Annotated in this window: 12 protein-coding genes; 9 read left to right on the top strand and 3 right to left on the bottom strand. The window is 50.3% G+C overall.

Translation table 11 applies throughout. From position 1 onward, the window contains the following. Positions 1-6: 6 nt before the first annotated feature. Both H8K43_RS14515 and H8K43_RS14510 read left to right on the top strand, forming a co-directional pair. Positions 7-633, top strand: coding sequence for a DUF47 domain-containing protein (locus H8K43_RS14515; protein ID WP_162019382.1), 627 nt, complete (start codon positions 7-9; stop codon positions 631-633). Positions 634-747: 114 nt separating this feature from the next. Then, positions 748-1,758: an inorganic phosphate transporter gene (locus H8K43_RS14510; protein ID WP_186904491.1), complete on the top strand. Its 1,011-nt coding sequence runs from the start codon at positions 748-750 to the stop codon at positions 1,756-1,758. A 58-nt stretch (positions 1,759-1,816) separates the two neighbouring features. Here the strand turns inward: H8K43_RS14510 and H8K43_RS14505 are convergent, their stop codons facing one another. The 3 genes from H8K43_RS14505 to H8K43_RS14495 all read right to left on the bottom strand — a co-directional run bounded on the left by H8K43_RS14505 (position 1,817) and on the right by H8K43_RS14495 (position 6,348). After that, entirely contained in the window at positions 1,817-2,575 is a 759-nt protein-coding gene (locus H8K43_RS14505) for a LytR/AlgR family response regulator transcription factor (protein ID WP_162019380.1), read from the bottom strand. A gap of 7 nt (positions 2,576-2,582) precedes the next feature. Further along, positions 2,583-3,896 carry a sensor histidine kinase gene (locus H8K43_RS14500; protein WP_186904490.1) on the bottom strand — a complete coding sequence of 438 codons (1,314 nt, stop codon included), beginning with the start codon at positions 3,894-3,896 and terminating at the stop codon, positions 2,583-2,585. A gap of 178 nt (positions 3,897-4,074) precedes the next feature. After that, a complete protein-coding gene (locus H8K43_RS14495; protein ID WP_230403972.1) occupies positions 4,075-6,348 on the bottom strand; it encodes a bifunctional diguanylate cyclase/phosphodiesterase in 2,274 nt (757 codons plus the stop codon). Positions 6,349-6,622: 274 nt separating this feature from the next. Between H8K43_RS14495 and aroC the strand changes: the two genes are divergently transcribed. The 7 genes from aroC to asd all read left to right on the top strand — a co-directional run bounded on the left by aroC (position 6,623) and on the right by asd (position 12,682). Continuing rightward, positions 6,623-7,696 carry a chorismate synthase gene (aroC, locus tag H8K43_RS14490; RefSeq protein ID WP_186904489.1) on the top strand — a complete coding sequence of 358 codons (1,074 nt, stop codon included), beginning with the start codon at positions 6,623-6,625 and terminating at the stop codon, positions 7,694-7,696. 105 nt (positions 7,697-7,801) lie between these two features. Next, positions 7,802-8,026, top strand: a complete 225-nt coding sequence (locus H8K43_RS14485) for a hypothetical protein (protein WP_186904488.1) — start codon at positions 7,802-7,804, stop codon at positions 8,024-8,026. A gap of 81 nt (positions 8,027-8,107) precedes the next feature. Continuing rightward, on the top strand, positions 8,108-9,511 hold the full coding sequence (leuC, locus tag H8K43_RS14480) for a 3-isopropylmalate dehydratase large subunit (protein WP_186904487.1): 1,404 nt from the start codon (positions 8,108-8,110) through the stop codon (positions 9,509-9,511). A gap of 28 nt (positions 9,512-9,539) precedes the next feature. Next, positions 9,540-9,662 carry an entericidin A/B family lipoprotein gene (locus H8K43_RS14475; protein WP_186904486.1) on the top strand — a complete coding sequence of 41 codons (123 nt, stop codon included), beginning with the start codon at positions 9,540-9,542 and terminating at the stop codon, positions 9,660-9,662. 23 nt (positions 9,663-9,685) lie between these two features. Next, positions 9,686-10,333 carry a 3-isopropylmalate dehydratase small subunit gene (leuD, locus tag H8K43_RS14470; RefSeq protein ID WP_186904485.1) on the top strand — a complete coding sequence of 216 codons (648 nt, stop codon included), beginning with the start codon at positions 9,686-9,688 and terminating at the stop codon, positions 10,331-10,333. A gap of 93 nt (positions 10,334-10,426) precedes the next feature. Then, positions 10,427-11,500: a 3-isopropylmalate dehydrogenase gene (gene leuB / locus H8K43_RS14465; RefSeq protein WP_186904484.1), complete on the top strand. Its 1,074-nt coding sequence runs from the start codon at positions 10,427-10,429 to the stop codon at positions 11,498-11,500. A 54-nt stretch (positions 11,501-11,554) separates the two neighbouring features. Continuing rightward, positions 11,555-12,682, top strand: a complete 1,128-nt coding sequence (gene asd / locus H8K43_RS14460) for an aspartate-semialdehyde dehydrogenase (RefSeq protein WP_162019373.1) — start codon at positions 11,555-11,557, stop codon at positions 12,680-12,682. The last annotated feature ends 186 nt before the right edge of the window (positions 12,683-12,868 follow it).

Here is a 12,868-nt window from a genome sequence, read left to right as displayed (position 1 = left end):
AAAAAAATGTTTGGACGTTTGATGCCTACCGAAGGCAAATTCTTTGAGCTTTTCAACCAGCACGCTGATTTGTGTGTCAAAGGTTCTAAAGAAATGCTGGCTTTGATGACCAATTTCGACGATCTCGAAAACCGTGTTCATGCGATAGAAGGTATAGAAAAACAAGCTGATGCGGTGACTTACAACACCATCGAGTTACTGCATAAGACATTTATCACGCCGATAGACCGCGATGATATTCATAAGCTCATCACACGCATGGATGATATTCTGGATTTGCTGGAAGATGCAGGGCAAACCATCTCCTTGTACGACATCCGTGAAATCACGCCTGAAGCCAAGCGCCTGGCTGAACTGTGCCTGGCTTGTGCGGAAAAAGTCAAAGCAGCCGTAGGCCTGCTGCATAACATGAACAACTCGCGCGAAATTCTGACGATTTGTGAAGAAATCGACCGACTGGAATCGGATGCGGATCATGTGATGCGCGCAGCGATGTCCAAGCTGTTCCGCGACGAACCTGATGTGCGCAATCTGATCAAACTCAAAGCGATCTATGAAATTTTGGAAACCGTGACTGACCGTTGCGAAGACGTCGCGAATATCATCGAAGGCATTATTGTAGAGAACGCATAATTTCCCCGCCTGGATAGTGTTTGACCGGTCAGCCTGCGGGCTGATCAGGATTGATTGATCGGGGCCGGCAGTTTTGCCGGCGCTATATAGAGCAGATAGAGCAGAGTAAATTTCATGCAAACTTTACAAATTAGCATATATGTCATTGCAGGCTTAGTTGTGCTGGCATTGCTATTTGATTTTATGAACGGCTTTCACGACGCAGCGAATGCGATCGCAACTGTCGTTTCAACCGGCGTGCTGAAGCCGCAGACAGCAGTTGCGATGGCGGCCTTTTTCAATGTGATCGCGATAGTGTTCTTTAAATTAAAAGTCGCTGCGATGATAGGGAAGGGCACCATAGAACCGTGGGCAATTGATCATTATGTGATTTTTGGTGCCCTGGTCGGTGCTGTATTCTGGAATTTGGTGACCTGGTATTTTGGTATCCCATCCTCATCTTCGCATGCTTTGATTGGTGGCCTGGTGGGTGCGGCTGTGGCTAAGTCAGGCACTGCGGCACTGATTTCTTCAGGCCTGATCTGGACGATCAGCTTCATCGTTTTGTCCCCTTTGCTGGGTTTCCTGCTGGGTTCGCTGATGATGTTGCTGGTATCCTGGGTATTCGTACGTTCCACGCCGATGAAGGTCGATAAATGGTTCCGTCGTCTGCAACTGGTGTCGGCATCCATGTATAGTCTGGGACATGGTGGTAATGATGCGCAAAAAACTATGGGTATCATCTGGATGTTGCTGATTGCTGGCGGGTATTCCAGTACGCATGACGCGATGCCACCGATGTGGGTGATCTTGTCTTGCTATGCGGCGATAGGTATGGGGACTTTGTTTGGTGGCTGGCGTATTGTGAAAACCATGGGCCAGAAAATCACCAAGCTGAAACCTGTTGGTGGCTTTTGTGCTGAAACTGGCGGTGCGATTACGCTGTTCATCGCAACTGCAATGGGTATTCCAGTGTCAACCACGCATACGATTACCGGCGCGATTGTTGGCGTCGGCTCTTCACAAAAAATGTCTGCAGTACGCTGGGGTGTTGCGGGCAATATTGTGTGGGCCTGGGTGCTGACGATACCAGCGTCTGCGTTTGTCGCAGCGATAGCCTGGTGGATAGGTAAGCAAATTCTGTAATAAAAAAACCGGAGTCAACTCCGGTTTTTTTATGTCTGCTTGCATGGCTGGGGCTGGCTCACATTTGTTTGAACAGGTGCACAAAACTCCTGCTGACTTCCAGCTTTTCAGTTGACCCCTTTATTTGCACCAGATGACGTCCGCGCAGATCTCGTACCACGCCTGAAATGGCTTTGGCATTGACCAGCGTAGAGCGGTGAATTTGCCAGAACAGCGCAGGATCCAGTTCTTCAGCCAGGTCGCGCACCGGTTTTCTGATCAGCGCTTCATAGTTACTGGTTTGTACCCGGGTATACTTCTCATCTGACTGGAAAAACAAAATTTCTTCTACCGGGATCAGGCGCAGCTCCTGACCTATCGAGGCCTGTATCCATTGTAGATACGCCGGTTTGCTGGCAATACCCATTTGCTTAGCCAGTTGTCCGAGTAGCTGACTCATGTCTGCAGGCTGGGTCTGTGTCTGTAGGCGTGCCTTGAGGCGTTCTATTGTTTTACCAAGGCGCTCCAGGTCTGCAGGTTTTAATACGTAATCGACCGCACCGTGCTCGAAGGCTTGAATCGCATACTGATCATAGGCTGTGATGAAGACGATGTGGGTCTGGTTGCCTATCTCTTTGGCTGCTTCAAGGCCTGTTTTAATCGGCATACGGATATCGAGAAACACCAGGTCAGGGCGATGTTGAGCGACTAGCTGTATCGCTTCTTCCCCATTTTTCGCTTCGTCCAGTATCTGTAATTCAGGCCAGGCCTGTTCCAGGCGCGACCGCAACTGGTCGCGCATCAATCGTTCATCATCGGCAATAATCGCGGTTGGCATAGGCTATTCAATGGGCTAATTCGTAAGGAATTTCTATCGTGACACAGACACCGCCAGGCTGGTTAGGGGTAATGATCATCTGTGCTTTTTCTTTATATAATAATTTCAAGCGTTCGCGGATATTTTGCAATCCCAGTCCGGTGCCATTGCTGGGCATAGCGCCGAAGCCCAGGCCATCATCGGTCACAGAGACGCGCAATTTGCTATGAGCGACTTCAACCCGGAACTGGATGGTGCCGCCTTCTGCCTTACATTCCAGGCCATGCTTGATGGCGTTTTCTACCAGCGATTGCAGCATCATAGGCGGGAAGGACGCGCTTCTTAAACCCTCCGGCATCACAAAGTCTATGTTCAACCGTTCCTCCATGCGCATTTTCAGCAGATCCAGATAGGATTTGATCATGTCAGCTTCACGCCCGAGATTGGTGGTAGAGGCGTTTTCCCGCATTTGTGGTAACACCGCGCGCAGATAGCTGATCAGGCAGCGCTGCATGGCTGCTGCGCGCGGCGGATCGGTTTCTATCAGATGTTCGACTGAGGCCAGGGTGTTGAACAAAAAGTGCGGTTCAACCTGCGCTTGCATCATCTGCATCTGCGCTTCACTGACCTGGCGCAGCAGCGATTCCCGTTCTGCTGCGAGACCTGCTTCTTTGGCTTTCTCTTCCGCGCGCACCTTACCACCCATCAGAATCTTCATGCCAAACAAACCGAAGATGGCCAGCAGCACAAAATTGGCGAACCATTTTGATGAGGTTTTCTTATAGCTTCTGACTTCTTCATCGGCGGCATCGGCGACTGCATTATTGATTTCGTTGCTGATCTCACGCGCGACTTCTGGTGGCAACTTAATATGGATATCGTCACCAGTCCTGATTTCATGCGCTCCCGGTTGCGCGGGCGTGGCTGGAGTTGCCGGAGCAGCCGGTGTTGCCGGCATGCCAGATGAATTGATCGCTTCCGGTTCAGTCAAAACTCTGACCCCATTTTCGTCGATTTCTATCTGCTTACCTTTGCCATCGCCGCCGGGTTTACGGATGCGGATGCCGGTCTCGTCTATGTCGATATTGGCATCGCCTTCTATGGTATGTGAATTCTTTTTACTCTTCTTACTTGGACTTTTGCTGACAACAATACTCTCTTCAGACGTGAATATGGTGTCTTGCAGGATGGCACCTGCAGCCATGAGCAGAATCGCAAAAATGAAGAACTTCCACCAGGAAAGCTGGGTTACCCATGCTGCCGTTTTATCAAAGCTACGGCTCAGCCAGCCACTGAAATCGCTGAGTAGTGTTTTAAGCGTGTCTGCTGTGTTTGGATTCATGATTTACTCTCTTCTAAAGGCGCTGGTCTATCCAGCCTCTGGACATCCGGTGCAAAGCAACTTACATGTCTGTACTCTAAAGAAATGTAGGTTGCTTTGCCACGAGATTGCGATAGGGAGTAAAAAGCGGGGGATAGAATGCCAATCAGGGAAACTCCATCGTATGCAATGCGCAGAGTCAGCGTTGATGGGCGCTCAGGTTTTGTTGCTGCACACGTTGCTGCAGCCAGGCACGCAAGTCTTGCTGAGTCAGCGGTTTTGCATAGAAATAGCCTTGCGCGAGGAAGCATCCGTATTCTTGCAGTGTGTTGGCCTGCATCTGGTTTTCAACGCCCTCAGCAATGATAGTCAGACCCAGGTTTTGACCTAACTGGACGATCATTTTGGCGATACTGCCTTCACTTGCATCTTGCTGGATATCGTTGACAAATGCGCGGTCTATCTTGAGTTTGTCGACATCCAGTTTTTGCAGGTGACTCAACGATGAAAATCCCGTTCCGAAATCGTCAATTGAGATATTGACCCCGAGCTGCTTGATCTGATGCAGTGTTTTGATCAGCAAGTCCGGGTCCTTCATTGCCATAGATTCGGTGATTTCCAGTTCTACAAACTCAGGCGGCGCCTTGGTGTCTTGCAAAGCTTTGTGCAGGGATTGCATAAACAAAGGATGGGAAAACTGGGCTTGCGAGACATTGATCGCCATCTGAAATTCTGTATATCCTATACTACGCAGATGAACCAGTTCATACAAAGCGCTGCGCAGCACCCATTCGCCGATGTCGACGATCAGGCCAGAATATTCAGCGATAGGAATGAACTGATCCGGAGGAATAAATTTCCCCTCGTCGGTACGCCAGCGTAACAGCGCTTCCGCACCCAAGGCTTTACCCGTGCGCATGTCTATTTGTGGCTGGTACACCAGGAACAGGCGCTCATGTTCAAAAGCGGCACGTAAAGCGTGCATCAGCAGAACCCGTTCCCGGATTTCCACTCCCATGCTGCGGGTAAAGTATTCATAACCGCCGCGTTGATTAGTCTTGGCACGTTTGAGCGCAATATTGGTGTCTTTTAAGGCTTCTGAGCCATCGCCTTCATAGTCGTCGAGTTTGATCAGACCTATCGTTGCAGATAGCTGCACGTCCTGATGGTCGACCTGGAAAGGCGTGGTAAAGAGCTTGAGTATCGTATCAGGATTGACCAGATTCTGATCTCCCAGCAGCGCAAACGTATCGCTGCCGACCCTGGCCAATTGGCATTGTGTGCCGAAATGGTTGAACAGGCGCTGCGCCACCGCATACAGCAGTAAATCACCGAACTGATGCCCCAGTGCGTCATTGGTTTCTGCAAAATGGTCGATGTCGATCAGTGACAGTGCGCTCTTTTCCTTCAGCGGTGAGCTCAGGGTTTCGTTTAAGGTCTGTAGTAACTTGAGGCGATTCGCTAAGCCGGTCAGCAAATCATAAAAAGCATAATTATGCAGACGTGAATTCAAAATCACATTGTCCAGACCGACCGAGACGTTACCGCAGAAAACCTCAAGCAGGCGTCTGTCCATTTCGTTCAGTTGCAGACCGTTTTCCAGGAATAGCGTGAAGTCTTTTTTCTCTGCATTATTGAAATACAGCGCGGTCATGTCGGCTTCATAAATACTCTGCTTGCCGCTCAGTGAGCGGCTGACCAGATCCAGCACGGCTGGGCGGTCGAGGTCGGCCAGTGAACGGTCTACCAGATGGGATAAGCCAGCGGTTGATGCGATGATATGCAGATCATTGACCGTATCTTGTTCGCCCAGCGGGTTTTGCCGTACACAGACAAATCCCTCAGTGTCGAGGTTAAGCAGTCCAGTAATCTGGGTCAGAACGCCACAGGCAAAATTCTGCAAACCATGTTTCGCCATCAGCTCTGTGCTGGCATTAATAATTAACTCAAGACCACGGCGACTGGCACTGATGGAGCAGATTTGCTCGTAGGAGCGGATAGCTGAAGTGACAGCGGTATACAGTTTAGTACGCGTTAACTCGGATTTTGTTTTGTAGTCGTTGATATCATAATCGCGGATAGCGTCAATTTCAGGTGCATAGCCTGGCTGACCGGTACGCAAAATGATGCGTACATCAGCGAGCTGCAGCGTTTTCCGAATGTAATTGACTAACTGCAGGCCGGCATCTTCATGCTCCATCACCACGTCGAGCAGGATGATGGCGATATCCTTTTCTTTTTGCAGAATTTCTCGTGCTTCGGCAGCTGAGTAAGCATGCACAAAGCTCAGCGGCCGATGTTGTATTTCGAGGCTGCCCAGTGCAAAGGTTGTTGCCGAGTGGACGTCAGGATCATCATCGATAATCATGATCCGCCAGCTCGCCTGGGTCTGCGAAACTGCCGAAAACTCATCGTGATCTGGCTCGTCAAGGAAAACCAGATCGTCTTCGGTAGATTGAATCGGTGAATTCATCGGAAATGCAGCTCCATACTGGACGTTTTTCTGTGGGGGGCGATTGAAATCGTTCCTTGCGGAACTATGACATTAAAAACGATGCCAGCCAAGTCTTAAGTTTTTTTATTTGGCAATAATAAAACACTCTTTACGCCTAAGTGACATCAATTAACGAATAATTTTAAAATTGCCAACGACTACCTTGGTTTTCCAATGGCTGCGTGCATGCGGCATACCGTAACACTGTTAGAATGCCCCATCAATCCGACTAACCCGAACTGCAAAAAGAATTATGTCTGGTAATACATTTGGAACCTTGTTTACGGTAACTACCTTTGGTGAATCGCATGGTCCGGCGATTGGTTGTGTGGTGGATGGTTGTCCACCGGGGCTGGAATTGTCCGAGGCTGACATACAGCTGGAGCTGGACCGGCGCAAGCCTGGCACTTCACGTCATGTGACGCAGCGGCAGGAGCCGGACACGGTGGAGATTTTGTCTGGTGTGTATCAGGGTAAAACAACCGGAACCCCGATCGCGCTGCTGATACGGAATCAGGATCAACGTAGTAAGGACTACGGCAATATCACTGAAACTTTCCGCCCGGGTCATGCTGATTTTACGTACTGGAATAAGTACGGTATACGCGATCCGCGTGGTGGCGGGCGCTCATCCGCTCGTTTGACTGCCCCCGTGGTTGGTGCGGCAGCAATCGCCAAAAAATGGTTGAAGCTCAAGTTCGGCACTGAATTTAAAGGTGGCATGACGCAACTGGGTGATATCGTGATTCCGCTGGAATCCTGGGGGCATACAGCCGCCAATCCTTTTTTTGCACCGACCGCCGACCAGGCACTGATCACGCGCCTGGAAGATTACATGGATGCCTTGCGTAAGGACGGTGATTCTATAGGCGCAAAAATCGATGTAGTCGCACAGAACGTACCGGTCGGGCTCGGGGAACCGATTTACGACAAGCTGGATGCTGAAATTGCTTACGCCATGATGGGGATCAATGCGGTCAAGGGTGTGGAGATTGGTGCCGGATTTCGCTGTGTGGCACAAAAAGGCTCTGAGCATGGCGATGAACTCACGCCTGAAGGTTTTCTGTCGAATAACGCGGGTGGTATTTTGGGTGGCATCTCGACCGGCCAGGACATCACGGTATCGATCGCGATTAAGCCGACTTCATCGATACGTACCCCGCGCCGCTCGGTCGATAAGGATGGCAATCCCGTCATGGTGGAGACTTTTGGGCGACATGATCCCTGTGTTGGTATCCGTGCTACGCCAATTGCAGAGGCGATGCTGGCACTTGTGTTGATGGATCATGTGCTGCGTCATCGTGCTCAATGCGGCGATGTTGTCTGAGACTGACTGGGTTCTCGGCCTGGTTGTCTGTGAGGCCGCGGACTAGCCGTCTAACGGTTCCGGTCGTCCTGATGCCTGCAGCCTGTACCGGAGCGGGCATCGCTGGTGCCAGCTAAATTTTTTCCAGATTTCACGTCACTGTTCTTATCTGCTGGCGCAGCAGGTTTTGCGGTAGATTTCCATTGCGAAATATTGAACGGAATTCGCGTGCAGTCCTGGAAAAATACCATTCAATATTTGGTATATAAGCTAATAGCTGATTTTTATATTGAATTTCATCGCACCATTTTGGCTGCTTTTTTGGTTTTGCATCGCACAATTGTGGCATAATCAAATGCGAAAAAAATGTAAGTCCACGCTTCTTTATCATCTTTACACTCTCTATTTAGAACATTCTTCAGGCTTCAGATTATGCTCAAAACGCTCTATGACAAATTATGGGAATCTCACGTTGTTCATTCCGAAGATGATGGCACCGCAATCCTATACATAGATCGTCATTTGCTACATGAAGTCACGAGTCCTCAGGCTTTTGAAGGCTTGAAACTGGCTGAACGTCAGCCATGGCGTAATGCAGCTAATCTGGTCGTGGCCGATCATAATGTGCCGACCACCAATCGTGCAGGTGGCATAGAAGATCCGGTTTCACGGCTGCAGGTAGAGACGCTGGATGCGAATGCGCGCCAGTACGGTCTGACTTATTTCGGTATGAATGACAAGCGTCAGGGTATCGTGCATGTGATCGGACCTGAGCAAGGTGCAACGCTACCCGGTATGACGGTTGTGTGCGGTGACTCGCATACTTCCACTCATGGTGCGTTTGGCTGTCTGGCGCATGGTATCGGTACCTCAGAAGTGGAACACGTGCTGGCAACCCAGACACTGATCGCCAAAAAATCCAAATCGATGCTGGTGCAGGTTGACGGCGTTTTGCCTAAGGGCGTTACCGCTAAAGACATCGTACTGGCAGTAATCGGTCGCATCGGTACAGCTGGCGGCACTGGCTACGCGATAGAGTTTGCCGGAACCGCAATCCGTGCTTTGTCGATGGAAGGTCGTATGACCATCTGTAATATGGCCATCGAAGCTGGAGCGCGCGCCGGTATGGTCGCGGTTGATCAGACCACGATAGATTATGTACATGGTCGTCCGTTCTCGCCGGTGGGCCCGCATTGGGATCGTGCGGTCGAGTACTGGAAAACGCTGCATTCCGATGCAGGCGCTAAATTTGATCTGGTCGTTACATTGAACGCGGCAGAAATCCTGCCGCAGGTGACTTGGGGCACATCGCCGGAAATGGTGGTGGCTATCGATGCGCGCGTGCCTGATCCTGATCTGGAAAAAGATCCGGTCAAACGTGATGCGATAGAAAAAGCACTGGTATATATGGCACTGAAGCCAAACACAGCGATTTCTGATATCCGGATTGATAAGGTCTTTATCGGTTCCTGCACCAATTCCCGTATCGAGGATTTGCGCGAAGCGGCTGCTGTCGTCAGAGGTAAATTCCGCGCCTCAAACGTCAAACTGGCGATGGTTGTGCCTGGCTCGGGTTTAGTCAAAGAACAGGCTGAACGTGAAGGTCTGGATAAAATTTTCCGTGATGCTGGCTTTGAATGGCGTGAACCGGGATGCTCTATGTGCCTGGCCATGAATGCAGACCGCCTGGAGCCGGGCGAGCGTTGCGCTTCTACTTCTAACCGTAATTTTGAGGGACGTCAGGGGCAGGGCGGTCGCACGCATCTGGTTTCTCCGGCGATGGCAGCTGCGGCTGGTATTGAGGGGCACTTTGTTGATGTGCGCCGCGTATCCTGATTCTGCAAAATAAGTAAAAGGAAATAGTATGAAAAAATTATTCGCCCTGATCCTCTGTGCCTGCGCCCTGTCAGCTTGCAATACCGTGCAAGGTATTGGTAAGGATGTCAAAAAAGCCGGTGAGGCGGTTGAGAACGCAGCTAAAAAATAAGAAAAATACGACTGGTTAGCTATATGGAAAAATTCACTTTATTAAATGGTCTGGTCGCTCCTATGGACAGAGCGAATGTCGACACAGATGCGATCATTCCCAAGCAGTTCCTGAAGTCGATCAAGCGTTCCGGCTTTGGTCCTAATTTATTTGATGAATGGCGTTATCTCGATCACGGCGAGCCGGGTATGGATAATAGTCAGCGTCCGCTGAATCCGGATTTTGTCCTGAATCAGCCGCGCTATCAGGGCGCTTCGGTACTGTTGGCGCGTAAAAATTTCGGCTGTGGCTCTTCGCGTGAACATGCGCCCTGGGCGCTGGAACAGTTCGGATTCAAGGTCATTATTGCGCCAAGTTTTGCCGATATTTTCTTTAATAACTGCTATAAAAATGGCTTGTTACCAGTTGTGCTGAGTGAGGCGCAAGTAGATCAGTTATTCAATCAGGTGAAGGCTTTCCCTGGTTTTCATCTAGTGGTCGATCTGAGTCAGCAGACCGTTAGCACAAGCGATGGCGCGCTCAGTTTCAGTTTTGAGATAGATCCTTTCCGCAAATACTGCCTGATGAATGGTTTGGATGATATTGGACTGACGCTGCGTCATGCAGACAAAATCAGGGCGTTTGAAGAGCGTCATTTGCAAGCGCAGCCCTGGTTGCAAAACACTATTTAAACGGATTGGTATCCAGTCGCCGCATATAGTGCGTGCCTGGTGCCAGTTCTGTCTATCTGCCGCTCAGCCGGCAGCTTAAGGAAAAAAGAAAAAATGAAAATTGCAATTTTGCCCGGCGATGGCATTGGTCCGGAAATCGTAGAGCAGGCAGTGCATGTGCTCAAAGCACTCGATGAACAGTTTGAAATGGAGACGGCACCGGTTGGTGGTGCAGGATATGAAGCCTCTGGCCATCCTTTGCCTGAGGCTACCCTGAAGCTGGCACAGGATGCGGATGCAGTGCTGTTTGGTTCAGTCGGTGACTGGAAATACGATACGCTGGAGCGTGCATTGCGCCCTGAGCAGGCTATCCTCGGTTTGCGTAAAAATCTGAAGCTGTTCGCGAATTTGCGTCCGGCGATACTGTATCCGGAGCTGGCGGGTGCTTCCACACTGAAGCCAGAAGTGGTTTCTGGGCTCGATATTCTGATTATCCGTGAACTGACCGGTGATATTTATTTTGGTCAGCCACGCGGTGTGCGTGAGTGTCCGGATGGCCCGTTCAAAGGTGAGCGCGAAGGTTTCGATACCATGCGCTATGCGGAAACCGAGATCCGCCGTATTGCGCATGTCGCTTTCCAGACTGCGCAGAAACGTGGCAAGCGTCTGACCAGCGTCGATAAAGCGAATGTATTGGAAACTTTCCAGTTCTGGAAAGATATCGTGACCGATGTGCATCGCGAATATCCGGATGTGGCACTGGATCATATGTATGTCGACAACGCGGCGATGCAATTGGTGCGTGCACCGAAGAAGTTTGACGTGATCGTAACTGGCAATATGTTCGGCGATATTCTGTCGGATGCGGCAGCGATGTTGACCGGTTCTATCGGCATGTTGCCGTCCGCATCGCTGGATGCGAACAATAAGGGCTTGTATGAACCTTCGCATGGCTCGGCGCCGGATATCGCGGGTAAAGGGATTGCTAATCCGCTCGCAACTATCCTGTCGGCGGCGATGATGTTGCGTTATTCGCTAAATAAGGCAGAGCAGGCGGACCGTATTGAGGCGGCTGTCAAAACGGTGCTGGCTCAGGGTTTGCGTACGCCGGATATTTACGAAGCTGGTACCACTAAAGTGGGAACGGCAGAGATGGGGCAGGCGGTGGTGGCGGCGTTAGCGCGTTAAAGTCGCCGGAGACGATGAAAGCAGGTGCAGGCTATCCTGCAATTTAAAGGAAAAATGATGAAACTGGTTGGTTTAGTTGGTTGGCGTGGCATGGTGGGTTCGGTTCTGATGCAGCGTATGCAGGAAGAAGGTGATTTTGCGCATATTGAACCCGTGTTCTTTTCGACATCAAATACTGGCGGTCAGGCGCCTGCGATGGCAAAAAATGAAAAGACACTGAAAGACGCAAATAATATTGATGAGCTCAAGAAGTGCGACATCATTATTACCTGCCAGGGCGGCGACTATACCAATGCAGTTTTCCCGCAATTGCGTGCAGCTGGCTGGAATGGTCACTGGATCGATGCCGCTTCCAGTCTGCGTATGAATGATGATGCGGTGATCGTGCTGGATCCGGTTAATCTGCCGGTGATCAAGGATGCACTGGTCAAAGGTCAGAAAAACTGGATCGGTGGTAATTGCACCGTCAGCTGTATGCTGATGGGTGTTGGCGCTTTGTACAAGGCGGGTCTGGTTGAGTGGATGAGTACCCAGACTTACCAGGCCGCGTCCGGTGGCGGTGCACAGCATATGCGTGAACTGCTGACCCAGTACGGCAGCTTAAATGCAGAAGTACGGGATTTGCTGGATGATCCTAAGAGTGCGATTCTGGAAATTGATCGCAAAATCATCGCTAAACAGCGCTCCTTCTCTGACGTGGAAACGGCTAATTTCGGCGTTCCGCTTGGTGGCTCTCTGATTCCCTGGATTGATAAAGATCTGGGCGATGGCATGTCCAAAGAAGAATGGAAGGGCATGGCTGAAACCAATAAGATATTGGGTCAGGGAGAGGCCTTTGGGTCGCAGGCAGTTCCGGTTGATGGTTTCTGCATCCGTATAGGTGCGATGCGTTGCCATAGTCAGGCATTGACTTTCAAATTGAAAAAAGATGTACCGGTCGCTGATATCGAGGCCATGATCGCTGCGGACAATGAATGGGTGAAAGTAGTGCCAAATACCCGGGAAGACAGTATCCGTGATCTGACGCCGGTTGCTGTTACCGGTACGATGACGATTCCGGTCGGACGTATCCGTAAATTAGCGATGGGTCCTGAGTATGTGGGTGCGTTTACTGTCGGTGATCAGTTATTGTGGGGGGCAGCAGAGCCTCTGCGCAGAATGTTACGTATTTTGATAGATTGATCAGACCGTTACATCTGGTAGCAAATTAAGTCAAAAAAGGGGGGTGTTTACCTCCCTTTTTTTATGATCAGTCCCTGTCTGGCGATTTACAATAGAGAACTTCTGTTAAATGGCTGCAACGTTTCCAGGGAGTAGAGTGCGGCTTACTGGCGTAATGTATTTACCCTGTGTATAAATAGCGTTAAG

It is taken from the genome of Cognatundibacterium curvum (assembly GCF_014284235.1).
Lineage (GTDB): Bacteria > Pseudomonadota > Gammaproteobacteria > Burkholderiales > Burkholderiaceae_D > Undibacterium > Undibacterium curvum.
The sequence above is the reverse complement of the archived record's forward strand: the minus strand, read 5'-3'. Positions and strand labels throughout refer to the sequence as shown.

What these genes read in the sequence shown, in the direction of transcription:
- aroC (WP_186904489.1), top strand. Translation starts at nt 6,623, where the DNA reads ATGTCTGGTAATACATTTGGAACCTTGTTTACGGTAACTACCTTTGGT.
- H8K43_RS14475 (WP_186904486.1), top strand. Translation starts at nt 9,540, where the DNA reads ATGAAAAAATTATTCGCCCTGATCCTCTGTGCCTGCGCCCTGTCAGCT.
- asd (WP_162019373.1), top strand. Translation starts at nt 11,555, where the DNA reads ATGATGAAACTGGTTGGTTTAGTTGGTTGGCGTGGCATGGTGGGTTCG.
- H8K43_RS14515 (WP_162019382.1), top strand. Translation starts at nt 7, where the DNA reads ATGTTTGGACGTTTGATGCCTACCGAAGGCAAATTCTTTGAGCTTTTC.
- H8K43_RS14500 (WP_186904490.1), bottom strand. Translation starts at nt 3,896, where the DNA reads ATGAATCCAAACACAGCAGACACGCTTAAAACACTACTCAGCGATTTC.
- H8K43_RS14495 (WP_230403972.1), bottom strand. Translation starts at nt 6,348, where the DNA reads ATGAATTCACCGATTCAATCTACCGAAGACGATCTGGTTTTCCTTGAC.
- leuC (WP_186904487.1), top strand. Translation starts at nt 8,108, where the DNA reads ATGCTCAAAACGCTCTATGACAAATTATGGGAATCTCACGTTGTTCAT.
- leuD (WP_186904485.1), top strand. Translation starts at nt 9,686, where the DNA reads ATGGAAAAATTCACTTTATTAAATGGTCTGGTCGCTCCTATGGACAGA.
- leuB (WP_186904484.1), top strand. Translation starts at nt 10,427, where the DNA reads ATGAAAATTGCAATTTTGCCCGGCGATGGCATTGGTCCGGAAATCGTA.
- H8K43_RS14510 (WP_186904491.1), top strand. Translation starts at nt 748, where the DNA reads ATGCAAACTTTACAAATTAGCATATATGTCATTGCAGGCTTAGTTGTG.
- H8K43_RS14505 (WP_162019380.1), bottom strand. Translation starts at nt 2,575, where the DNA reads ATGCCAACCGCGATTATTGCCGATGATGAACGATTGATGCGCGACCAG.